Source organism: Streptomyces sp. NPDC020681 (genome assembly GCF_044334895.1).
In the GTDB taxonomy this organism is placed as follows: domain Bacteria; phylum Actinomycetota; class Actinomycetes; order Streptomycetales; family Streptomycetaceae; genus Streptomyces.
The window spans coordinates 1-21,329 of record NZ_JBIRTX010000016.1; the positions used below are offsets into that span (position 1 = coordinate 1).

The 21,329-nt window shown below is 71.6% G+C and carries 22 protein-coding genes and 1 other RNA gene; 9 read left to right on the top strand and 14 right to left on the bottom strand.

Annotated features, from left to right (window positions below):
* Nucleotides 1-130: 130 nt before the first annotated feature.
* Nucleotides 131-889 (bottom strand): bifunctional DNA primase/polymerase, encoded by a 759-nt coding sequence (locus ACH4YL_RS30325; protein WP_398510658.1) that lies wholly within the window; start codon nucleotides 887-889, stop codon nucleotides 131-133.
* 137 nt (nucleotides 890-1,026) lie between these two features.
* Nucleotides 1,027-1,647, bottom strand: coding sequence for a TetR/AcrR family transcriptional regulator (locus tag ACH4YL_RS30330; RefSeq protein WP_398510659.1), 621 nt, complete (start codon nucleotides 1,645-1,647; stop codon nucleotides 1,027-1,029).
* A gap of 173 nt (nucleotides 1,648-1,820) precedes the next feature.
* Here ACH4YL_RS30330 and ddaH point away from each other — a divergent pair, with 173 nt between their 5' ends.
* Nucleotides 1,821-2,645, top strand: coding sequence for a dimethylargininase (gene ddaH, locus ACH4YL_RS30335; RefSeq protein ID WP_398510660.1), 825 nt, complete (start codon nucleotides 1,821-1,823; stop codon nucleotides 2,643-2,645).
* A gap of 3 nt (nucleotides 2,646-2,648) precedes the next feature.
* Here ddaH and ACH4YL_RS30340 read toward each other — a convergent pair whose 3' ends face one another.
* Together ACH4YL_RS30340 and ACH4YL_RS30345 are read right to left on the bottom strand one after the other, a co-directional pair.
* The gene (locus ACH4YL_RS30340; RefSeq protein WP_398510661.1) at nucleotides 2,649-3,647 is read right to left on the bottom strand and encodes a small ribosomal subunit Rsm22 family protein; all 999 of its coding nucleotides are present in this window, start codon (nucleotides 3,645-3,647) and stop codon (nucleotides 2,649-2,651) included.
* A gap of 38 nt (nucleotides 3,648-3,685) precedes the next feature.
* A complete protein-coding gene (locus tag ACH4YL_RS30345) occupies nucleotides 3,686-5,017 on the bottom strand; it encodes a multidrug effflux MFS transporter (protein WP_398510662.1) in 1,332 nt (443 codons plus the stop codon).
* Nucleotides 5,018-5,104: 87 nt separating this feature from the next.
* Here ACH4YL_RS30345 and ACH4YL_RS30350 point away from each other — a divergent pair, with 87 nt between their 5' ends.
* Entirely contained in the window at nucleotides 5,105-6,118 is a 1,014-nt protein-coding gene (locus ACH4YL_RS30350) for a Gfo/Idh/MocA family protein (protein ID WP_398510663.1), read from the top strand.
* Here ACH4YL_RS30350 and ACH4YL_RS30355 read toward each other — a convergent pair.
* Nucleotides 6,105-7,727 (bottom strand): alkaline phosphatase D family protein, encoded by a 1,623-nt coding sequence (locus tag ACH4YL_RS30355; protein ID WP_398510664.1) that lies wholly within the window; start codon nucleotides 7,725-7,727, stop codon nucleotides 6,105-6,107. The two genes, ACH4YL_RS30350 and ACH4YL_RS30355, sit on opposite strands and share 14 nt — an antisense overlap.
* Before the next feature lie 146 nt (nucleotides 7,728-7,873).
* Between ACH4YL_RS30355 and ACH4YL_RS30360 the strand changes: the two genes are divergently transcribed.
* Nucleotides 7,874-8,626 carry an SDR family oxidoreductase gene (locus ACH4YL_RS30360; protein WP_398510665.1) on the top strand — a complete coding sequence of 251 codons (753 nt, stop codon included), beginning with the start codon at nucleotides 7,874-7,876 and terminating at the stop codon, nucleotides 8,624-8,626.
* Between the two features lie 198 nt (nucleotides 8,627-8,824).
* Here the strand turns inward: ACH4YL_RS30360 and ACH4YL_RS30365 are convergent, their stop codons facing one another.
* The 4 genes from ACH4YL_RS30365 to ACH4YL_RS30380 form a co-directional block, all read right to left on the bottom strand.
* Complete coding sequence (locus ACH4YL_RS30365) at nucleotides 8,825-10,024, bottom strand: cytochrome P450 (protein WP_398510666.1); 1,200 nt, start codon at nucleotides 10,022-10,024, stop codon at nucleotides 8,825-8,827.
* Nucleotides 10,021-10,644 (bottom strand): TetR/AcrR family transcriptional regulator, encoded by a 624-nt coding sequence (locus ACH4YL_RS30370; protein ID WP_398510667.1) that lies wholly within the window; start codon nucleotides 10,642-10,644, stop codon nucleotides 10,021-10,023. The genes ACH4YL_RS30365 and ACH4YL_RS30370 overlap by 4 nt, the downstream gene beginning before the upstream one ends.
* 163 nt (nucleotides 10,645-10,807) lie before the next feature.
* Nucleotides 10,808-11,815, bottom strand: coding sequence for an aldo/keto reductase (locus tag ACH4YL_RS30375; RefSeq protein ID WP_398510668.1), 1,008 nt, complete (start codon nucleotides 11,813-11,815; stop codon nucleotides 10,808-10,810).
* Nucleotides 11,727-12,971, bottom strand: coding sequence for an MFS transporter (locus ACH4YL_RS30380; RefSeq protein WP_398510669.1), 1,245 nt, complete (start codon nucleotides 12,969-12,971; stop codon nucleotides 11,727-11,729). Before ACH4YL_RS30380 ends, ACH4YL_RS30375 begins: the two co-directional genes overlap by 89 nt.
* A 70-nt stretch (nucleotides 12,972-13,041) precedes the next feature.
* Between ACH4YL_RS30380 and ACH4YL_RS30385 the strand changes: the two genes are divergently transcribed.
* Nucleotides 13,042-14,010: a GlxA family transcriptional regulator gene (locus tag ACH4YL_RS30385; RefSeq protein WP_398510670.1), complete on the top strand. Its 969-nt coding sequence runs from the start codon at nucleotides 13,042-13,044 to the stop codon at nucleotides 14,008-14,010.
* Here the strand turns inward: ACH4YL_RS30385 and ACH4YL_RS30390 are convergent.
* Complete coding sequence (locus tag ACH4YL_RS30390; protein WP_398510671.1) at nucleotides 14,001-14,324, bottom strand: nuclear transport factor 2 family protein; 324 nt, start codon at nucleotides 14,322-14,324, stop codon at nucleotides 14,001-14,003. The genes ACH4YL_RS30385 and ACH4YL_RS30390 overlap by 10 nt on opposite strands.
* Nucleotides 14,325-14,460: 136 nt before the next feature.
* On the opposite strand from ACH4YL_RS30390, the gene ACH4YL_RS30395 reads away from it, so the two are divergent.
* Nucleotides 14,461-14,799 (top strand): MazG-like family protein, encoded by a 339-nt coding sequence (locus tag ACH4YL_RS30395; protein ID WP_398510672.1) that lies wholly within the window; start codon nucleotides 14,461-14,463, stop codon nucleotides 14,797-14,799.
* A 27-nt stretch (nucleotides 14,800-14,826) separates the two neighbouring features.
* Here the strand turns inward: ACH4YL_RS30395 and ACH4YL_RS30400 are convergent, their stop codons facing one another.
* Nucleotides 14,827-15,693, bottom strand: coding sequence for a hypothetical protein (locus tag ACH4YL_RS30400; RefSeq protein WP_398510673.1), 867 nt, complete (start codon nucleotides 15,691-15,693; stop codon nucleotides 14,827-14,829).
* A 148-nt stretch (nucleotides 15,694-15,841) separates the two neighbouring features.
* Between ACH4YL_RS30400 and ACH4YL_RS30405 the strand changes: the two genes are divergently transcribed.
* Nucleotides 15,842-16,402, top strand: a complete 561-nt coding sequence (locus tag ACH4YL_RS30405; protein ID WP_398510674.1) for a GNAT family N-acetyltransferase — start codon at nucleotides 15,842-15,844, stop codon at nucleotides 16,400-16,402.
* 21 nt (nucleotides 16,403-16,423) lie between these two features.
* Here ACH4YL_RS30405 and rnpB read toward each other — a convergent pair.
* An RNA gene (gene rnpB / locus ACH4YL_RS30410) (RNase P RNA component class A) lies at nucleotides 16,424-16,827 on the bottom strand.
* Between the two features lie 44 nt (nucleotides 16,828-16,871).
* Nucleotides 16,872-17,450: a Uma2 family endonuclease gene (locus ACH4YL_RS30415; RefSeq protein WP_398510675.1), complete on the bottom strand. Its 579-nt coding sequence runs from the start codon at nucleotides 17,448-17,450 to the stop codon at nucleotides 16,872-16,874.
* Nucleotides 17,451-17,583: 133 nt separating this feature from the next.
* On the opposite strand from ACH4YL_RS30415, the gene ACH4YL_RS30420 reads away from it, so the two are divergent.
* Nucleotides 17,584-18,357, top strand: coding sequence for a MerR family transcriptional regulator (locus tag ACH4YL_RS30420; RefSeq protein ID WP_398510676.1), 774 nt, complete (start codon nucleotides 17,584-17,586; stop codon nucleotides 18,355-18,357).
* Nucleotides 18,354-18,974 (top strand): hypothetical protein, encoded by a 621-nt coding sequence (locus ACH4YL_RS30425; protein WP_398510677.1) that lies wholly within the window; start codon nucleotides 18,354-18,356, stop codon nucleotides 18,972-18,974. The genes ACH4YL_RS30420 and ACH4YL_RS30425 overlap by 4 nt, the downstream gene beginning before the upstream one ends.
* On the opposite strand, the gene ACH4YL_RS30430 is transcribed toward ACH4YL_RS30425, so the two are convergent.
* Nucleotides 18,925-20,364 (bottom strand): RNB domain-containing ribonuclease, encoded by a 1,440-nt coding sequence (locus ACH4YL_RS30430; protein WP_398510678.1) that lies wholly within the window; start codon nucleotides 20,362-20,364, stop codon nucleotides 18,925-18,927. The two genes, ACH4YL_RS30425 and ACH4YL_RS30430, sit on opposite strands and share 50 nt — an antisense overlap.
* A 160-nt stretch (nucleotides 20,365-20,524) precedes the next feature.
* Between ACH4YL_RS30430 and yaaA the strand changes: the two genes are divergently transcribed.
* On the top strand, nucleotides 20,525-21,307 hold the full coding sequence (yaaA, locus tag ACH4YL_RS30435; RefSeq protein WP_398510679.1) for a peroxide stress protein YaaA: 783 nt from the start codon (nucleotides 20,525-20,527) through the stop codon (nucleotides 21,305-21,307).
* Nucleotides 21,308-21,329 lie beyond the last annotated feature (22 nt).

Sequence of the window (21,329 nt, forward strand, 5' to 3'; positions counted from 1 at the left end):
GTGAGCGGGCTCTGGTGCCGTGGATCGCAAGGCGGAGGAGGGAGGCATGGCGGAGCCATGCCGACCGACGACAACGCGGCGAGGCGCGGCACCAGAGCCCGCGAGCCCGGCAAGATCCAGACGACAGGCCCTAGCGGCCCAGGGGCCAGGCGAACTGCTCCGGCGTCGCGTTCTCGCCGGCGTACTTCGCGCACGCGTCCGTCAGCGTCTCCAGCAGCGTCAGCGGGTCCGGCAGCGGATGCTCCGGCCCGCGCACCCAGCTCACGTCGAGGTCACCGGGCAGCCGCGCCGGCGGTACGAGCACATAGCTGCCGCGGCAGTGCCAGCGCAGCCCCGGGTGCTCGTCCATGGTCTCGGGATGGCAGTCCAGCTCGCACGGCCACCACTCGTCCTCGTCCTCGGGCGTGCCGCGGGTGGCGGTGAAGAACAGCATCCGGCCCTCGTCGTCGGTCCCGGCGGACTCGGCGACCGGGCCGACCTCGATCCCCTGCTCGAGCAGGCGCTCCAGCGCGCCACGGCCCGCCTCAAGCGGTACGTCGAGCACGTCGTGGACCATGCCGGTCGCGGTGATGAAGTTGGCCTCGGGCTGGCCCCCGGCCCAGCGCGCGATCTGCGCGCGGTCGGTGGTGGACTGCGTCTGCCAGGCGAACGAGACGGGGTGGCGGCCGGGCGTCGGACAGCCGATGCGCTCACAGGAACACCGGTACGAGACGGGATACGCGGCGGGCGCGAGCGGCAGTCCCGCGGCGGCGGCGGCCAGCAGCAGGGTCTCGCGGCGGGAGTCGTCGGGCTCGGTGTCCTTGGGGCGCCGGCGCAGCCACTGGGGCAGCCGGGACTCCCGGGAGAGCCTGTTCTCCGTACCGCGGTAGCGGCCTTTACCGTCGCCCATCTATCCCCTCACACCTCACGCTCGCCCCAAGCGGACTCTGCCATCGTCCCACCATCCTGCTCCGCGGGTGGACACAGTCCCCAACCGGGGTGCGGACCGGTGCATTCCGGGGCGCTCTCGGAGCGCGGCGGGGGCGCTCAGCGGCGCGCGGTGAGGCCGTACAGCGCGTAGTCGACGAGAGCGTCCGCGTAACCGTGAGTGAGCGGGAGGGTGCGCAGCAGCCAGCGGTGCGTGAGCGGTCCGACGAACAGTTCCAGCGCGATACGGAGGTCGATGTCCGGGCGGACGTCGTCCGCGTCCTGGGCCGAGCGCAGCCGCTTCACATAGAGCTGGAGCTGGGGTTCGAGCAGCTTCTCGACGAACTGTGCGCCGAGCACCGGGTCGACCACGCCCTCGGCGGCGAGCGCGCGGGCGGGGGCGTCGTAGCCGGGGCTGTTCATCTCGTCGACGGTGGCGCGCAGCACCAGCTTGAGATCGGCCTCCAGGTCGCCGGTGTCGGGGATCTCGGCCTCGCCCGCGGCGGCCTGCTCGGCGAGGTCCATGAAGGCTTCGAGGAGCACGGCGGCCTTCGACGGCCACCAGCGGTAGATGGTCTGCTTGCCGACGCCGGCGCGGGCGGCGATGCCCTCGATGGTGGTACGCGGGTAGCCGAGTTCGCCGACGAGCGCGAGGGCGGCGTCGTAGATCGCGCGGCGGGAGCGGTCGCTGCGGCGGGTGGAGTCCGGGGTCTTGGAGTCCGGTGCCTTGGGGTCGGTCATGGCGGCAAATCTACAACCGGGCTGATCCGAGACGTTTCGTCTCGCATGACAAGTGACGTACAAAACGATGAAGCACTCGGCGGAGTGCAGCACAACCGGTACCGCAGGCCTCATATTGGCAGCACGCAGACCGCGTGTTCCCAGTCTCCACCGTCGTACGTGAGGAGCCCTCATTGCGCTCATCGCTTCGTGACGCCTCGCCGCGCCGCTATCTGATGTGCCCACCCGCGCACTTCAAAGTGACGTACTCCATCAACCCGTGGATGGATCCGGCGAAGCCGGTCGACCTGCCGCTGGCCCTGACCCAGTGGGAGGACCTGCGCGACCGCTACCGCTCGCTCGGCCACACCGTCGAGCTGCTGCAGCCGCAGGCAGAACTGCCCGACATGGTCTACGCCGCGAACGGCGCGACCGTGATCGACGGCCGGGTGCTGGGCGCGCGCTTCGCCCACCCGGAACGCGAGGCCGAGGCCGCGGTCCATCTGGACTGGTTCCGCGCCAACGGCTTCACCGAGATCCACGAACCGCTGCACATCAACGAGGGCGAGGGCGACTTCGCGGTCACCGAGTCCTATGTGCTGGCCGGGCGCGGCTTCCGGTCGAGTCCGCTGTCGCACGACGAGGCGCAGGAGTTCTTCGGCCGGCCCGTCATCGGGCTCGACCTGGTGGATCCGCGGTACTACCACCTGGACACGGCGCTGTGTGTGCTGGACGACGCGGCGGACGAGATCATGTACTACCCGGACGCGTTCTCGCCGGGCAGCCGCAAGGTGCTGGCCCGGCTCTTCCCGGACGCGCTGATCGCGGCGGAGGCCGACGCGGCGGCGCTGGGCCTGAACGCGGTGAGCGACGGCCGCCATGTGCTGCTCGCGCAGGCGGCGGTCGGGCTGTACGAACCGCTGCGCGACCGCGGGTTCGAGCCGCTCGGCATGGACCTGGGTGAACTGCTCAAGGGCGGTGGCAACGTGAAGTGCTGCACACAGGAGCTGCGACTCTGACCGTCAGTCGGAGTGGGGCGGCCACGCGTCGCCCCACGCCGCATCCCGCGCCTCCTTGTACAGCGCGCCCTGGCGCTTGGTGACCGTGTCGCGGCGCAGGCCTTCCGTGTCCGTGCAGAGGTCCAGCAGCACAAGGCCCTTGCGGATCTGGGGCTTCCGGGTGATGCGCGACAGGGCCGGGGTCGCCGGGAAGCGGGTCGCGGCCACATAGCTGAACTTCTCGTCCTCGTACGGCAGTGAGCCGCCCTTGACCTGGCGGTGCAGCGAGGAGCGGCTGACCCGGGCCGCGAAGTGGCACCAGTCCGCGCCCGGCTCGATCGGGCAGGCGGCGCTGTGCGGGCAGGGCGCGGCGACCGTCAGGCCCGCCTCGATCAGCCGGTCGCGCGCCTCGATCACACGGTGGTAGCCGTCCGGCGTACCGGGCTCGACGATCACGACGGCCTGCGCCGCGCGCGCCGCCTCGGTGACGACCGCGGCCCGGTCCTGCGCGGTGAGCTCATTCAGGACGTACGAGACGGTGACGAGATCGGTGCTCTCGATACGGAGCGCCGAGCTGATCCGTGAGCGCTGCCACTCAGCCGTACGCAGCGAGGGCACCCCCGACGCGGCGGCCAGTTCCCGGCCGAGCGCCAGCGCGGGCTCCGCCCAGTCCAGCACCGTGGTGCGCGGCGCGGCGTCCTCCCACGCCTCCGCGACGGCCCAACTCGCCGCGCCCGTACCGCCGCCGATGTCCGTGTGCGTGGCCGGGGTCCACTCGGGAGCCGCGGCGCGCAGCCCGGCGAGCGCGGACCGTACGGCCTGGAACGTCGCCGGCATCCGGTACGCGGCGTACGCGGCGACGTCGGAGCGGTCCCGGAGCACGGGCGCGTCGGTCGGAGTGGCGCCGCGGTAGTTGGCGATCAGCCGCTCGACGGCCTGCGCGGCCTGCCGGGCCGGCAGCCCGTCCAGCAGCGCGGCAAGGGCGCTGCGCAGGGCTTCCGCGGTGGGAAGGGTGGCGTTCACCTGGAGATTCTAGGCAGAGATGGCGTGGGCTGCGGTGGTCACACCGACTCCGTACGCCGCTGCCACGGCCGGCACAGCCCCAGGAAGCAGCCCGCCGCGGCCACCGCGCACACCACCTGGACCAGGGCCATCGGGACCGCCGTCGCCTCGCCCGCGATCCCGACGAGCGGCGAGGCGACCGCGCCGATCAGGAACGCGGACGTGCCGATCAGCGCGGACGCGGAGCCCGCGGCGTGCGGCGTGCGCAGCAGGGCCAGCGCGTTGGTGTTCGGCATGACCAGGCCCATCGCCGACATCAGCACGAACAGCCCGGCCGCGACGGCGGACAGGCTCGCATCGCCGAACACGCCCGAGGTGAGCAGCAGCAGCGCGGTCGCGGCGAGCACGATCACCAGGAGTCCGAACCCGAGCGACTTGTCCAGGCTGACCCGGCCCACCAGCACCTTGCCGTTGATCTGGCCGACCGCGATCAGACCGATGGAGTTGAGGCCGAAGAGCAGGCTGAAGGTCTGCGGGGACGCGCCGTAGATCTCCTGCACGACGAACGGCGAGGCGGAGATGTACGCGAAGAGCGCGGCGAAGGCGAGTCCGCCGGTGAGCGTGTAGCCGGTGAAGACCCGGTCGCCGAGCAGTCCGCGCATGGTGCGCAGCGCCTCGCCGAGGCCGCCACTGTGCCGTTTCTCCGGTGGCAGCGTCTCGTGCAGCCACTTGGCGACGACGAGCGTGAGCACCAGCCCGACGGCGGTCAGGACGACGAAGATGCCGCGCCAGTCGGTGATCCGCAGCACCTGGCCGCCGATCAGCGGCGCGATGATCGGCGCGACGCCGGATATCAGCATCAGCGTCGAGAAGAACCGGGCCATCTCCACGCCGTCGTACAGATCGCGGACCACGGCCCGAGCGATGACGATGCCGGCCGCGCCCGCGAGGCCCTGGAGCAGCCGGAATCCGATGAGGAGTTCGGCGGTGGGCGCGAGGGCACAGGTCGCGGTGGCGACGACGTACACGATCATGCCGATGAGCAGCGGCCTGCGGCGGCCCCACTTGTCACTCATCGGGCCGACGACGAGCTGGCCCAGCGCCATGCCCGCGAGGCATGCGGTGAGCGTGAGCTGGACGGTCGCCGCGGACGCGTGGAACGACTCGGTGACCGCGGGGAGCGCCGGGAGATACATGTCCATGGAGAGCGGCGGCACCGCGGTAAGTCCGCCGAGAACGAGCGTGACGAGGAACCCGACGCGGCGCGCGGCCACCACCGGAAGCCGGTCGGCGACCTGCTCGGCGACCTGCTCGGCGGGCGTCACCGATGCCGGGTCCGCGGCCTGTATGTGTCCTTCTGTGTTTCTCCGGCCGCTGTCCGGCTTCGCCATTGCGTCTCCATGTTCTTGAATCCCTCCCTATGCTCTCAGCTCGTCCGGAGTGGTCGAGACCTTTTATCGTTCGAGGGCAGGGCTGGGATGAGCGAGATCGTACGGTGGGGCGTGCTGGCGACCGGTGGGATTGCCGCCTCCTTCACGGCTGACCTGCAACGGATGCCGGACGCCGAGGTGGTGGCGGTGGCCTCCCGCACGGAAGCGTCCGCCAAGGCGTTCGCGGATCGGTTCGGCATCACTCGGGCCTACGGCGACTGGGCCTCGCTCGCCGCCGACGAGGACATCGACGTCGTGTACGTCGCGACCCCGCACTCCGCGCACCGGACCGCCGCCGGCCTGTGCCTGGAGGCCGGGAAGGCGGTGCTGTGCGAGAAGGCCTTCACGCTGAACGCCGCCGAGGCCGAGGAGCTGGTGGCCCTGTCCAGGGACCGCGGCCGCTTCCTGATGGAAGCCATGTGGATGTACTGCAATCCCCTGATCCGCCGGCTCGCCGCACTCGTCGGGGACGGCGCTATCGGTGAAGTACGCACGATCCAGGCCGACTTCGGGCTCCAGGGGCCCTTCGCGCCGGACCACCGGCTGCGCGACCCGGCTCTCGGCGGCGGCGCGCTGCTCGATCTCGGGGTCTATCCGGTGTCGTTCGCCCAGCTGCTGCTCGGTGAACCCGACCGGATACAGGCCGACGCGCTGCTCTCGGACGAGGGCGTGGATCTGAACACGGGCATCCTGCTGGGCTGGCAGGAGGCGGGCGCGACCGCGCTGCTGTCGTGCTCGGTGACCGCCGCAACCCCGGTGACGGCCTCGGTGACGGGCACGGCGGGCCGTATCGATCTGCCGCCCGGCTTCTTCTTCCCGGACCGGTTCGTCCTGCACCGCGAGGGCCGGGAGCCGCAGGAGTTCAGCGCCGACGGGCAGCGGGACGGAATGCATCATGAGGCGGCCGAGGTGATGCGGTGTCTGCGGGCGGGTGAGACGGAGTCGCCGCTGGTGCCGCTGGACGGGAGCCTGGCCGTGATGCGGACGCTCGACGCGGTACGGGACCGCATCGGCGTCCGCTTCCCGGGAGAGCTCCCGGACACCGGCGTCACACGGGCTTGAGCCCGGGATCGCCGGCTTCCGTCACGAAGGACGCGGCCGTCGTGATCGGCGCCCCCGGCGTGGTGACGGCGGCGACCGTCTTGAAGTCGGCGCGCGCCTGCTGCTCGCCCAGCGTGACGGTCACAAAGCCGCGCCGGCCGTTGTAGAACTTCATGTGCGGGTTGGACTGGGTGAGGTTGTCCCAGTTGGCGGGCTTCTCCGCGCCGTCCTTGCCGCTGCTGATGGACGTGGCGACGATCTCGGTGCCGACGGTGCGGGACGCCGGGTCGGCCCAGTCCTTCTTGAGGTCGAGGCCGTAGCCGACATGGACGTCTCCGGTGAGGACCATCAGGTTCTCGATGCCGGCCGCCTCGGCTCCGGCCAGCAGGCGCTGCCGCGAGGCCGGGTAGCCGTCCCAGGCGTCCATGCTCACCTTGTACGTGCCGGTGGGCGCATCGCGCCGCTGGGCGAAGGTGACCTGCTGCGGCATGAGGTTCCACAGGGCGCGGGAGCTCTTCCAGCCGTCGAGCAGCCAGCGTTCCTGGGTCGCGCCGGTCATGGTGCGCGCCGGGTCCTCGGACTCCGGGCCCGGCACCTTCCAGCCGTCGCCGTACGCCTGGTCGGAGCGGTACTGACGGGTGTCGAGGATGTCGAACTGCGCGAGCCGCCCGAAGTGCAGCCGGCGGTACAGCTGCATGTCGGGGCCCTGCGGCTGCTGGGGCCTGCGCAGCGGCTGGTTCTCCCAGTACGCGCGGTAGGCGGCCGCCCTGCGCAGCAGGAACTCCTCCGGCGGCACGTCGTTCTCCGGCACGCCGCCCGCGTAGTTGTTCTCGGTCTCGTGGTCGTCCCAGGTGAGGACGAAGGCATGCGCGGCGTGCGCGGCCTTGAGGTCGGGGTCCGACTTGTAGAGGCCGTAGCGCAGCCGGTAGTCCTCGAGCGTGACGGTCTCGCGGTTGAAGTGGGCCGGCAGCCGGCGGTCGGTGTAGTTGCGGGCGCCGCCGACGGCGTTCACGGCGTACTCGTAGAGATAGTCGCCGAGGTGGAAGACGACGTCCAGCTCCTCCTGGGCGAGGTGCTGGTACGCGGTGAAGTAGCCGTCGTGGTACGCCTGGCAGGACACGGCGGCCAGCTTCAGCTCGCCGATCCGGGCCGAGCGGGCGGGCGCGGTGCGGGTGTGTCCGGTGGGGCTGATCCAGCTCCCGGCGCGGAAGCGGTAGTAGTACGGCCGGTCGTTGTCGAGGCCGTCGGCCTCGACATGGACGCTGTGGTGGAACTCGGGGTGCGCGGTGACGGATCCGCGCCGCACGATCCGGGTGAAGCGCGAGTCGTGCGCGATTTCCCAGCGCAGCGTGAACTTTGCGCGGGGCAGTCCACTGTCGGGCTCGTACGGCCGGGGTGCGAGCCGGGTCCACAGGAGTACGGAGCCGGGCTGCGGGTCACCGGATGCGACGCCCAGCGTGAAGGGGTCCTCGGTGATCTTCCTGGCGTCCAGTTCGGCGGCGTGGGCGGTGCCGGGCAGGTCGACGGCGAACGCGAGTGCGGCGGCAGCGCCGGTGACGGTGAGAAACCTGCGGCGGCCGATGTGCTGGGCGGCGGCCCGGAACTCGGGTGCGTGCGATGCGGGTCTCATGTACCCCTCCCCTGACGGCTGTTGTCCTTTGCATTTGAGTAGGGGCCGACGACTCCGTGTTGTCGAGGACACAACATCCGTATGTCGGTCGGATGAGTTCCCCGCACACGTACACACGGCCAGATACACGGCTACGCTGCGCGTCCATGAACGCTGTTGGGAAAATCGCGGTGGTGACGGGAGCGGGCTCGGGCATCGGCCGGAGCGTCGCGGTGACGCTGGCGGGCGCGGGCTGGTCGGTCGCGGCGGCGGGCCGCAGGGCGGAGGCGCTGGAGGAGACGGCGTCGCTGGCGGCTGGGAACGTCCTTTGCGTCCCTACGGATGTGACATCGCCGACGGACGTCACCGCGCTGTTCGCGACGGTGCGCGAGCAGTACGGCCGCGTCGACCTGCTCTTCAACAACGCGGGCACGTCCGGGCCACGGGGCGTCCGCTTCGAGGACATTTCATACGAGGACTGGCGCGCGGTGGTGGACGTCAACCTCACCGGCGCGTTCCTCTGCGCGCAGGCGGCCTTCCGGGTGATGAAGGATCAGTCGCCGCAGGGCGGCCGGATCATCAACAACGGCTCGATCTCGGCGCATGTGCCGCGCCCGCACTCGGCGCCGTACACCTCGACGAAGCACGCGATGACCGGCCTGACGAAGTCGCTGTCGCTGGACGGGCGTGCGTACGGGATCGCCTGCGGCCAGATCGACATCGGCAACGCTGCGACGGAGATGACGCGGCGGATGCAGTCGGGGATTCTGCAGGCGAACGGCGAGAAGATGGTCGAGCCGGTGATGGACGCGGCCGATGTGGCGCGGACGGTCCGTCATATGGCGGAGCTGCCGCTGGAGGCGAATGTGCAGTTCGCGACGGTGATGGCGACGGGTATGCCGTACATCGGACGCGGGTGACGTCTGCCGCGGGCCCGTTCGGGCTCAGTTTCCGCCGGCGCTCGCGTCGACGGCCTCCGAGCCGGGCACGTGCTTGGCCGAAGGCCGCTTGAGGTCCGAGGCGCGGGCCGGTCGGCCCAGGCCCGGCCCGGGTGCGGCTGAGCGGAACGCGGCCGGGGTCTTGGGGCGCAGCCCCAAGTCTGAAGGTGCGAGCCCCGCTCACCCGAAACGGACCGGGAGGTGCTTGATGCCGTTGATGAAGTCCGACCGCATCCGGCGCGGCTCGCCCGTCAGCCTCACCTCCGCGTGCCTGCGCAGCAGCTCCCTCGTCAGCGACTTGATCTGGGTGCGCGCCAGGCCCGCGCCCAGGCAGTAGTGCGGGCCTCCGCCGCCGAACGTCAGATGGTCGTTCGGCGCGCGGCGGATGTCGAAGACGTCCGGGTCGTCGAACACCGCCTCGTCCCGGTTCGCGGAGGTGTAGTACAGCACCGCCTTCTGGCCCGCCTTGACCGGTACGCCGCGCACCTGCGTGTCCCTCGTCGCCGTACGCCGGAAGTTGTGGATCGAGCCGTTCCAGCGCAGGAACTCCTCCGTCGCCGTCGTCCACAGCGCTTCGTCGTCGACCGCCGCCGCCAGCTCCGCCCGCGCGGCCGGCTGCTCGACCAGCGTGAGCATCGTGCCCGCCAGCAGATTCCGTGTCGTCTCGTTTCCCGCCACGCAGAGCGTCACGAAGAACATGTCGATCTCGTGCGTGCTCAGCCGCTCGCCGTCCACCTCCGCGTGGACCAGCGCGCTCAGGATGTCGTCCCGCGGTGACTCACGGCGGGCCTCGGCCAGAGCGTCGCAGTACGCGTAGATCTCCGCCGCCGCGTTCTGCCCGTCCTCCGGCGACGTCCGGAAGTCCGGGTCCTGGAGGCCGACCATCCGGTTGCTCCAGTCGAAGATGCGGTCCTCGTCCACCGCCGGGACGCCGATCATCTCGCAGATGATCTGGAGCGGCAGCCGGGCCGCGATCTGCTCGACGAACTCCGCCTCGCAGCCCGGCCGTTCCACCGTCGAGGCCAGCGCGGCCGCCCGGCGCTCGATGTCCTCGGTCAGCTTCCTGATCATCCGCGGCGAGAACGCCGTGCTCACCAGCCGCCGGTACCGCGTGTGCTTCGGCGGGTCCATGCCGACCAGCGTGAGCCCGAGGCTCTCCAGCGCCTCCGGCGTCTGGTCCCGGATGAAGAAGGAGCCGAGCTCGACGGACCAGAGCTCCGGGTCGCGGCTCGCGGCGACGATGTCCTCATGCCGGGTCAGCGCGAAGAAGCCCTGGTGGTCCGGGACTTCGTGCCAGTGCACCGGATCCTCCCGGCGCAGCCGCGCGAACTGGTCGTGCGGCACCTCCCGCGCCCAGGTGTCCTCCAGCAGATCGATCATGACGCACCTCCTGGCTGTGTCTCTCGGGTGAGGCCGAGCAGCCCGCTCAGCCCGTCGACGACCAGCTGCTGCGGCATGCAGCGCGGATCGAGCCGGTACTGCATCGCGCAGCCGAGGAGCACGCCGAGCACCAGCCCGCCGGTCTCGTCCGGCGGATACGGCAGTTCGGAGCCGGTGGCCGCGGCCCAGTCCGCCAGGCCCTCGCCGAGCAGGGCGCGCACCTCGGCGTACCGCTGCGAGAGCTGCGCGCCGACGAGCGGGTCCCGTACTCCGTACAGCCAGAGTTCGAGCTCGAGCAGCAGCCAAGCGTCGCCGCGGTCCGCGGCGGGCCGGGTGACGCTGCGCCACATCGCGGCGAAGTGGGTGCCGGGGTCGGGCGCGCGGGAGAGCTCGTCGGCCAGTTGCTCGGCGGTGCGTTCCCGCCAGACGTCGAGCAGCGCGAGCAGCAGGCCCTCCTTGCCGCCGAAGTGGCTGTAGAGCGCGCCGGTTGTGCGGTCGGCGGCGGCCGCGACCGACTCCGCGGAGACGGCGTGGAAACCCTTGCGGGCGAAGAGGTCGGCGGCGGCGTCGATGAGCCGCGCGCGGGTCTCGGACTTGCGCTGCGCCTGCGTACGGGCCATGGGTTCCCCGGGCTGTGTGTCGGTTCGGGCTGTGTCCGTTCGGGTTATATCGGTTCGGGTTATATCGGTTCGGCGATATAACCTGAGGAACCCACAGAACTGACGACCCGTCAATCCTTCGCGCAGGAGTTGCCTTCGAGGTGGTGGGTCGGGGACAGCGCCGCTACGCCGCCGACTCGCGCGAGAGCAGCTTGTCGATCTCCTCGAGCTGCTCGGGACGGAGCGGGCCGTGCTCGAGCGCGCCGGCGTTCTCCTCCACCTGCGCCACGGTGCGGAAGCCCGGGATCGGCACGGTCTGCGGGCTGCGCGCCCACAGCCAGCCGAGCGCGCCCTGCGCGAGCGTGCGGCCGTCGGAGGTGAGGACGTCGCGTACGGCATCGACGCGGGCCATCCACTCCGGCGCGGGCACACCGCCCTCACCGAACCAGCGCAGCCAGACCGGCGGAGTCGCCCGGATGTCGCCGGAGGAACTGCGGCTGCCGGGGCCGTACTTGCCGGTGAGCAGGCCCATCGCGAGCGGACTGCGGTTGACGCCGGCGAGTCCGCGCCGCTCGCAGAGGTCCAGCAGTTCGGGTGCGTCCTGAAGCACATTGCAGGCGTGCTGCACGGCCACGCAGTGCGGGCCTTCGGCGAAGAGCGCGGCGCGCTCGGGGTCGTCGGTGCTCCACGCGTAACCGCGGATCAGCCCCTCGGTCACCAACTCCTCGCAGACGTCGCGGAGTTCGGCCGCCTGCGCGAGCGGAGCGTCGGAGAGATGCAGCTGGTAGAGGTCGATGTGATCGGTGCCGAGCCGGGCGAGCGAACCGGTGAGCGCCTGGCGCACATAGCCGGGCGTGGCATCGGCGCCGGTCAGCGTGCGGGTGTCCGGGTCGAAGCGGTTGCCCCACTTCGTGGCGACGACCACCTCGTCACGGCGGCCCGCGAGCGCCCGGCCGAGCACCCGCTCACTGTGCCCGGCGCCGTAGGTGTCGGCGGTGTCGAAGAAGGTCACGCCGAGGTCGAGCGCGCGGTGGATCGCGGCGACGGACTCGGCGTCGTCGACCGCGCCCCAGCCGAGCGCGTTGCCCTCGACGTCCTGCCACTCACCGCCGATCGCCCAGCACCCGAGCCCGAGCGCGCTCACGGTGATGCCGCTCTGCCGTCCCAGTGTCCTGCTCTCCATTGCGTTCATGCCGCAGGACGCTACGAGTTGGAGTGCACACCAGGGCAAGGCCCGCGACGCCCGCCGTCACCAGGAACGCGGCACTCAGTCCGTGGAGGTCGGCGTACGCGCCGAGCAGCGCGGGTCCGGCGACGGTGCCGAGCCCCAGGAAGAAGACGGTGACGCTGAACCCGGCGGACGGCCGCTCCGGGAAGACCCGGTAGCTCCACACCGCCAGGACACCCGAACCGGCCATGAAACACGGGCCGTAGAGCAGCGCGGAGACGGCGACGGCGGGCAGCGAGCCGGGCGCGAGGCCGAGGAGCGCAACCGCCACGGCGATGCCGGTGAAGAGACCGGCATGAACGGCGCGCAGTCCGTACCGGGCGACGGCATGGCCGGTCAGCGCTCCGGCGGTGCCGGCCAGCCCCATCAGCGACCAGAACAGCGGGGCGGTCGCGGAGCCGGTGCCTTGGGCGTCGGTGACGGCCTGCACGGCGAAGGACCAGTAGAAGGAGCCGACGACGCCGTAGAGGACGGCGGTGATCAGCAGCGGCAGCGCGGCGCGGCGGTGCTGCGGGCGGCCTTGGGGGCGCGCGCGGCCCGGACCTCGGGGCAGGACACGGGCGTTGTAGACGCTCGCCGCCAGCGCCGCCAGCGCGAACACCAGCCAGGCGTACCGCCAGCCCGTGCCGCGCGCGAGCAGCGCCAGCGGTCCGGCGACGACGACCGCGAAGGCGGTCCCGCCCGCGATCACGCCCATCACCTGCTCGCGCCGCCCGGCGGGCACCATCCGGTCGACCGCGTCGGAGTACGGGGCCCAGGCCCAGCCGGAGCTGGTGCCGGCGAGCACCAGACCGGCGATCAGCAGCGCCGGTTCCTGGGCGAGCGCGACCAGTCCCATGCCGACCGCGGCAAAAAGGCCGCCGGCGAGAACCAGCGGCCTGGGTCCGACGCGCGCCACGAGGACGCCGACCAGCAGGAGCGCGGCGAGATAACCGGCGTACGTGGCACTGCCGATGAGCCCGACGAGCGAGACGGAGAGCCCGAACTCGGCGCGCAGTTCGGGGAGGAAGAGTCCGTATCCGTACCGTGCGAAGCCGAAGGTCACGCCGATCGCCGAGACGCCGGCGAGGGCGAGACGCCCCGGTCCGGCGAGTGGTCCGGTGAGTGGGTTGATTCGCATGCACCTACCTTCCGACCTGCTACTTCTCCATACCACTGGCGTAAACGTCAGCTTCCACTAGATTTACGCCATGGCACTTCGTGTGGTCGTGACGCTGCTGGAGGAGACCTCGCTGTTCGAGCTGGCCGTGCCGTGCGCGGTGTTCTCGGGCGCGGGGTACGAGCTGACGCTGTGCGCGACCGCGCCCGGCGGCGAGCAACGCGCTCCCGGCGGGCTGCGGCTGGCGGCCGAGCACGGCCTCGACGCGCTGTCCGAGGCGGATCTGATCGTGGTCCCGGCCGCGATGATGAACGGCTACGAGCCGCCGGCAGCGCTCCTCGACGCGCTGCGCGCCGCGCACGCCCGCGGCGCGCGGATCGCCTCCCTCTGCTCGGGCGCGTTTGTGCTGGCCGCGGCGGGACTGCTGGACGGCCGCCCGGCGGCGACCCACTGGATGTACGCGGAGGAACTGCGCCGCCGCCATCCGCGGGTGCGCGTCGACGACCGTTCGCTGTACGTCGACGACGGCTCGATCCTCACCAGCGCGGGCACCGCCGCCGCGATCGACCTGTGCCTGCACATCGTGCGCGGCGACTACGGCTCGGCAGCGGCGGCGGAGATCGGCCGCCGGATGGTGGTGGCGCCGCACCGGGAGGGCGACCAGAGCCAGTACGTACCGGCTCCCGCCGCACCGCGGGCGGAAGGACTCGCACCGGTGCTGGACTGGGCGGTGCGCCGGCTCCACCGGCCGCTCACGATCGGCGAGTTGGCCTACCGGGCCGGGATGAGCACACGCACGTTCGGCCGGCACTTCGCTCAGGAAGTCGGAGTGACGCCGCTGAAATGGCTGAACCAGCAGCGGCTGGCGCGGGCGCGTGAACTGCTGGAGACGACGGATCTGCCGGTGGACACGGTGGCGGAACGGAGCGGGCTCGGCAGCGGAGACAGTCTGCGCCAGCACTTCCACGCCGCGCTGGGCACGACCCCGGCGGCGTACCGCCGGACGTTCCGCGGCACAGGCCCTGCTTCGGGCTCTGCTCCGTACTCCGCTCAGGCCTGACCGGTCTCGAAGCGGCCGACCTTCCCGTCCTCGACGACGAACTTCCAGGCGGTACGCATCTCGCCCCAGGTGTCATTGCGGTACCGGGCGACCAGGGCAAGCCCGTCGGCGGACTGCGACTCGATCTCCATGTGCCCACCGGAGGAGAAGATCTCGCGCTCGGTCCACTCCCCGAGATCCCGGTCGGTTCCGTCGTCGGACATGGTCGCGCCGGGCGTGAGGGCGGCACGGAAGCTGTCGCGGTCACCGGAGTTGAGCGCGCCGACGAAGGCGCGTACGGCGGGGTCGGTGAGCCGGTCCACGGAAAGGGTCACAGTGTCTCCTTCGGCCTGACGGGCACTCGATTTCGGGGCATCTCCATCCCTACACCGCCAAGCCCGCCGTCACCCCTTGGCATGGGCCACCCGCGCGACCCACTCCCCCGGCCGCCGGCCATGGCACCCTTGCGCCATGCCACAGACCCTGGACTCCACGCTCGACCCCATCTGGGACACCGTCGACCGCCTGCACACCTGGCTCGACCGGGAGAGCGAACTCCCTCCCCAACAGGAGCTGCTGCTGCGGATGTTGAAGTTGACCGAGGAGGTCGGCGAGGTGTCCGCGGCCATCATCGGCGCGACGGGCCAGAACCCGCGCAAGGGCCGTACGCACAGTTGGCAGGACGTGGAGGCGGAACTCTGCGACGTCATCATCACGGCGATGGTGGCCCTGCGCACGCTCACGCCGGACACGCGGGAGGTCTTCGCGGGTCATGCCGGGAGAGTGGCGCAGCGGTCGCTCACCGGCTGAACTCCCGGCGGCAGTGGCCCTCTTGGGTCACGCCGGAGGCTCCCATTCGAGTGCCTCGACCGTGGCCAGCGGCCAGCGGTGGTCGCGCTTGCGCGAGTCGTACGCCTCGGCCTCGCTCGCCTGCTGTTCCCGCCACAGTGTCTGCTCGGCGTGCAGCGCCGGCCGGGACAGCCGGCCGACCGAGGCGTAACACGCGCCGATGACCTGCGCCAGCGCCAGCGCGGCCGCCGCGTCGCTGCCGGGGTCGCCGGGGCTGTCGTGCGGTACGCCGTACCACTGCGCGACCTTCTCCAGCGCCCGGCCGCCGGACCGGAAGCGGTCGACGTGCCGGTCCAGGAGCAGCGGATCGCAGATCGGGAAGAGACCGGCGGGGCCGCGCGCGGACAGCGGTGGCAGCCCGTGGCGCAGCAGCTCGGACTCGATGAAAGTCAGGACGTACGGAGCGTGCCAGACGACCACCAGCTCCTTCGCCGTCAGCTGCTCGCCGAGGAGCGTCGCGAGTTCGTCCAGCGCCTGTTGCGGCAGCAGGCCGTCGGCGCGTGCGCGGTCCATGGTGATGCCGTGCGTCTTGCGCGGATCGACCGACGGTCCGGGACCGGGGTCGATCAGCCAGTCGGCGTCGCGCTCGTCGGTGCTGCGTACGGCCGCCGCGAGGATCCGGTCGACGCCGGTGCGGTTGCCGGTCGTCGCGATGTCCACGGACATCAGACGGCGGCGGTGCCAGCCGGTGTGCCTGCCGCGCGGCGGCGGAGCGGGTTCGCGTGCGTGCCCGGTGTGGAAGACGTCCCAGCCGCCGTGCTGTCCGGGCAGTACGACTCCCTGGCCCGCGGGCACGGTCTCGCCGCAGACGACGCAGGGGTCCGCGTAGCGGTTGGGCCGGGGTGTTGCGTTCACGGGGGCCGCCCTCGGTCAGGAGCTCCGACCATCATGTGACACGGCTCGGCGGCAGGCTCCCTGGACGCTTCGGGAGCGTGGCCGGGCTGAAGGGGCGGGCAGCCTGGATCGTGCCTAACCTGAAGGCCCGTCCCCCAGGAGGACGCAGATGGTTGGCCGCCTGGAAACCGAACGGTTGATCCTTCGCCCCTGGCGCGTCGAGGACGCGGAAGAGGCGCTCGGCATCTTCAGCGCGGCCGACGTCGCACGCTGGCTGAGCCCGGCCATGGACCGGGTCGCGGACGTCAACGCCATGCGGCTGGTGCTCCAGCAGTGGATCGGCGAGTCCGGCAGGCTGCTCACCCCGGCGGGCCGCTGGGCCATCGAACGGCGGGACGACCATCGCCTCGTCGGCGGCGGAATCCTGCTGCCGCTCCCGCCCCGCGGAGAGGACCTGGAGATGGGCTGGCAGCTGCATCCCGACGTGTGGGGACAGGGTTACGCCTCCGAGGCGGGGCGCGCGATCGCCCGCTGGGCCTTCGACCAGGGGTTCGACGAGGTAGTCGCGGTGGTCCGGCCGGCCAACGACCGCGCCGCGGCAACGGCTCGCCGGATCGGCATGGAATGGGTCGGCGAGACCGAGAAGTACTACGACCTGCGCCTTCAGGTGTTCCGGCTGCGCCCCGGCGACTTCAACGCCCAGGGGCCCCAGTCCGGCCCGGCGCCCTGACCTGGGCGGGAGCGGGTGTGGCAGACGAGTCGGGCTGTACGCCGGGTTCTGTGCCCCGGGACCTCGCGGTCGTCGGGGCGACGGCCATCCATCTAGGACCGGCGTTGCCACCGGTCTCGTGCGGTCTACCCGCGGACTCGGGCGGGCAGCCCTCGAACGTCCGCGCAGGGCCGCGTTTTACGGCGACCCCTCTTGACCTTGCTCCAGGTGGGGTTTACCTAGCCGCCTGAGTCACCTCAGGCGCTGGTGGTCTCTTACACCACCGTTTCACCCTTACCGAGGACCGAGGTCCACGGCGGTCTGTTTTCTGTGGCACTGTCCCGCGGGTCACCCCGGGTGGCCGTTAGCCACCACCTTGCCCTGTGGAGCCCGGACGTTCCTCGGGAAGATCCACTGGACCTTCACGCGGCCGCCCGCCCGGCTCGTCTGCCGTGGCGACCATGCTACCCGGCGTGCGGAGGGAGCCGGGTCAGAGGAAGTCGGCCGTCTCCAGGTCGAAGCCGAAGGGGTCGGGAAGGGGAAGGGACTTCCCGAACGGTGCCAGGTAGTGCTGGCGGTACTCGTCGTCCTCCGGATCGCTGAAGAGCGTCACGGTGGAGGCCTCACGGTCCACGAGGAGATAAAGCGGGATGGCGCCACGGGCGTAGCAACGGCGCTTGATCTCGCGGTCGACGTTGGGGCGGGTCGAAGTGACTTCCAGAACCATCGCCACGCCGTCGCAGGGCATCCAGGGTTCCGCACCGCGGTAAAGGCGCAATGCCTCCGGTGCAAAGGTTCCGTCCGGGATGACGTGGTCCCTGGGGGCACCGGGGGCCTCCTTCAGGGTCAGGCCCTTATTGCCGGAGAATTGCATCTGGGTGCGTGATCGCCGGTAGATCTGGCCGACGATCAGCCCGATGTAGTCCTCGTGGTCCCCGTCCGGCGGCGGTGTCACAACGATCTCCCCCTCGATCAGCTCCGCGCGGAAGCCCTCCGGCGTGTCCAGCGCCAGGAAGCCCTCGAGCAGGAACTCCGCCTGCGTGAGTGGTTCGTGCGGCATGGCAGTCATGTCGTCAGCGTCAGACATCGAGGAACCCGCCGTCCGTGAGATCGGGGTCGTTCCCTCGATCGTGGCACATGATCGAGGAGACGCGGCGGACGTGGCTTGACCCTGCCGCAGCGTCATGCTTTCTACTGGCCCCATGAGGATCGGAGAGATCGCCGCACTCGCCGGCGTAACCCGCCGCACCGTCCGCCACTACCACCATCTCGGTCTCTTCCCGGAGCCCGAGCGCCTGCCGAACGGCTACCGCGACTATGGCCTCCAGCATGCCGTCGCGCTGGCCCGTATCCGGCGGCTCACCGAGCTCGGGCTCGGCCTCGCCGAGGTGCGCGATGTGCTCGCGGACGACGCCGGGCGGGAGCTCGCCGAGGTGCTGGCGGAGCTCGACGCCGATCTGGCGCGGCAGGAGGCCGCCATCGGTGAGCGGCGGGCACGGCTCGCGGAGCTGATCAAGCAGGCGCAGGAAGGCCGGCTGCCGGCCGAAGGGCCCGTGTCGCCGGAGCTCGCCGGGCTGTTCGGCGCGCTCGCGCCCAGCGAGTCGCCGATGGCCGCGAAGGACCGCGCACATCTGGCGCTGCTGGACACGATCGTGGCGCCCGAGCAGCGCGACCGGCTGTTCGCGGCGCTGCGGCCGCTCGCCGAGGACCCCGAAACCAGTGGCCGCGTCCACGAGTTGTACGAGCGCCTCGACGCACTCGAGGACGCCGACGTGGACGACCCCAGGATCGGCCCGCTCGGCGACGAGCTCGCCGCGAGCATGCCCGACGCGCTGCTGGATCTGATGGCAGACGGGCCGCGGAACGTGGACGACTCCTTCGGCGCGGCGTTCCTCGCCGACTTCGCACCCGCGCAGGGCGCCGTCGTACGACGGATGCTGGCTGTGCTCAACGCACGTGTGGAGGCCCGCCGATGAGGGTCCTGCGCCGACTGCTGGTTCACGAGGTCCGGGCCGCGTACAGCCTCGCGCTCTGGATCGCCCGGCGGCGGCACGGCATCGGACCGGGCGCGCACGCCGCCCCGTACACCGAGCCGCAGACCGCGATGATGTGGGGCTTCATCTTCGTTTCGGTCGTCGAGACGGTGGCGCTGGCCGTGCTGATCCCCTGGCCGCTGGTGCATTCGATCACGCTGGTGATCGATGTGTACGGCGTGCTGCTCATGGTCGCGCTGCACGCGTCCTGTGTGACACGGCCCCATGTGGTGGAGGCGGACGGGTCGTTGAGACTGCGCTACGGCGCTCTGTTCGACCTGCGGATTCCGGCGGACCGGATCGTCCGCGCGCGAGTCGAACGCCGCTACCCGGACGGAAGGCTGGTTCAGCCGCGGGAGGACGGTTCGCTGGAGATCGTCGTGGCGGGTCAGACGACCGTGAGCATCGAACTGTCCGCTCCTGTCGGCTATGTACGCCCGCTCGGCAAGCGCGGCACCGCCCACACGGTCCGCTTCCACGCCGACGACCCGAAAGCCCTGGTCGCCGCGCTCACGCGGGAGCGAACAGCGCCTTCGCCGATCCCGGGTCCGCCTGTGTGAGCCGTACCCGCAGCCGCTCTCCCAGCGGCAGCGGCGACCCGCCGCTCTCGACCCGGGCCACCACCGCCGGGTCCTCCAGATGGATCGTGCCGACGGCCGGTTCCTGTTCGTTCACGTCGACCACGATCCCGTCGAAGAGCTCGCCGACCCGCTCCTTGAGCAGCGCCGCCTCGACGATGTCCACGCACTCCCGCTCCACCGTGTTGGCGCGCCTGGACCCGTCGGCCATTTCCTTCGGGAGCCCTTCGAGCGCGGCGAGCGCCCACTCCGGCGGCTCCCGGCCGGCGACCGCGGCCACGCACAGCTCGCCCGCGTAACGGTCGACGAGCCGCCGCAGCGGCGCGGTGCAGTGCGTGTACTCGTCGGCGACCGCCGCGTGGATCGCGTGCTCCGGCAGCCGGCCGCCGGAGAAAGCGCTGTAACCCGCGCCGCGCAGCAGGCTCGTGCACTCCTGCAGGAAGGCGGCATGGCGGGCGTTGTGCGGATCGAGCGAGCGGACCACGTCCGCGTACGAGACATGGTGCGGCCAGTCGATGTGCAGGGCGGTCGCCGAGCGGCGCAGTCTGGCCACCGCGCCGTCCGGTGCGGTCGGCAGCGTGCGCAGGATGCCGGTTCCGGCCGCCGTCATGAGGTCGGCCGCGGCCATGCCCGTGAGCAGCGAGATCTGCGCGTTCCAGCCGTCGGCCGGGAGCGGTGCGCGGAATTCGAGGGAGTAGGCCGAGTCCCGTTCGACGATCTCCTGCTCGGGGACGTTCAGCGAGATGCCGCCGCGTTCGCGCTCCAGCTCCTCGCGCAGCAGCCCGATGTCCTTGAGCAGTGCCAGCGGCTCCTCGGCGGTGCCCGTGTCGATCCGGCGCTGCGCGCCTTCGTAGTCCAGCTTGGCCCGGCTGCGTACCAGGGCCCGGCGTACCTCGGTCGCGACGGTGCGGCCCTCGGCGTCGAGGTCGATCCGCCACAGCAGCGCGGGCGCCACCTGGTCGGGAAGCAGGCTGGCCGTGCCCTCGGAGAGCACGGCCGGATGCAGCGGAACCTTCTCGTCCGGGAAGTAGAGGGTCTGCACGCGGCGGTGGGCCTCGGCGTCCAGCGCGCCGCCCGGTTCGACGAAGGCGGCGACGTCGGCGATGGCGTAGTGCACGCGGAAGCCGCCGTCCCGGCGGGCCAGATGCATTGCCTGGTCCAGGTCGACGGAGGTCGGCGGATCGATGGTGAAGAACGGGATGTCGGTGGCGTCGGCGTCCGGCAGCCGCGGGCCCTTGGCGACGGCCGCCGCCTCGGCGAGGACGTCGGGCGCGAAGTCCTCGGGCACGTCGAGCGTCGTACGCAGTTCGCGGAGCGCGGCCCGCAGCGGAGCCTCGGCTGCGCCGGTCGTGTGCATCTGGCGGCGGGGCATGGACCGAGCGTATGGCGGGCGGCAGCGGTCGGCACCCCGGATGCGGGCCCGATGCGGGCCGGATGCGGGCGTGGACGCGGCCGCGGTCCGGGCGGCGGATGACCGTAGGCTGGCGCGGGGGCCGCACCCCCCGTCCCCGTACGTACGAAGGAGACTTGCCGTGCTCGTGCTGTTGCCGCCGTCGGAGGGTAAGGCCGCTGCCGGCCGCGGGGCTCCGCTGAAGCCGGAGTCGCTGTCGCTGCCCGGCCTCGCCGACGCGCGCGCCGCGGTGCTCGACGAACTGGCCGAGCTGTGCGCCGCCGACGAGGAGAAGGCGCGGGAGGTCCTTGGGCTGAGCGAGGGGCTGCGCGGCGAGATCGCGAAGAACGTGGAGCTGCGGACGGCCGGTGCGCGGCCGGCCGGTGAGATCTACACCGGCGTGCTGTACGACGCGCTGGGCCTCGCGACCCTGGAGCCGGACGCACGGCGCCGGGCCCGGAAGTCGTTGCTGGTGTTCTCGGGTCTGTGGGGCGCGGTACGGATCGGCGACCGGATCCCGCCGTACCGCTGCTCGATGGGCGTGAAGCTGCCGGGGCTCGGCGCGCTGGGCACGCACTGGCGCGGGCCGATGGAATCGGTCCTGCCGGAGGCCGCCGGGCGGGGCCTCGTCCTGGACCTGCGGTCCTCGGCGTATGCGGCGGCGTGGAAGCCGAAGGGCGAGGTGGCGGAGCGGACGGCGACGGTGCGGGTGCTGCACGCGCCGACCCGGAAGGTGGTCAGCCACTTCAACAAGGCGACGAAGGGACGGATGGTGCGCAGCCTGCTGGATGCGGGCGTGCGGCCGTCCGGTCCGGCCGAGCTGGTGGAGGTGCTGCGGGGTCTCGGCTACGTGGTGGAGGTACAGGCTCCGGGGCGGGCGGGGCGTCCGTGGGCGCTGGACGTGCTGGTCACGCAGATCCATTAGCGCATTGCAGTATGCGCAACGC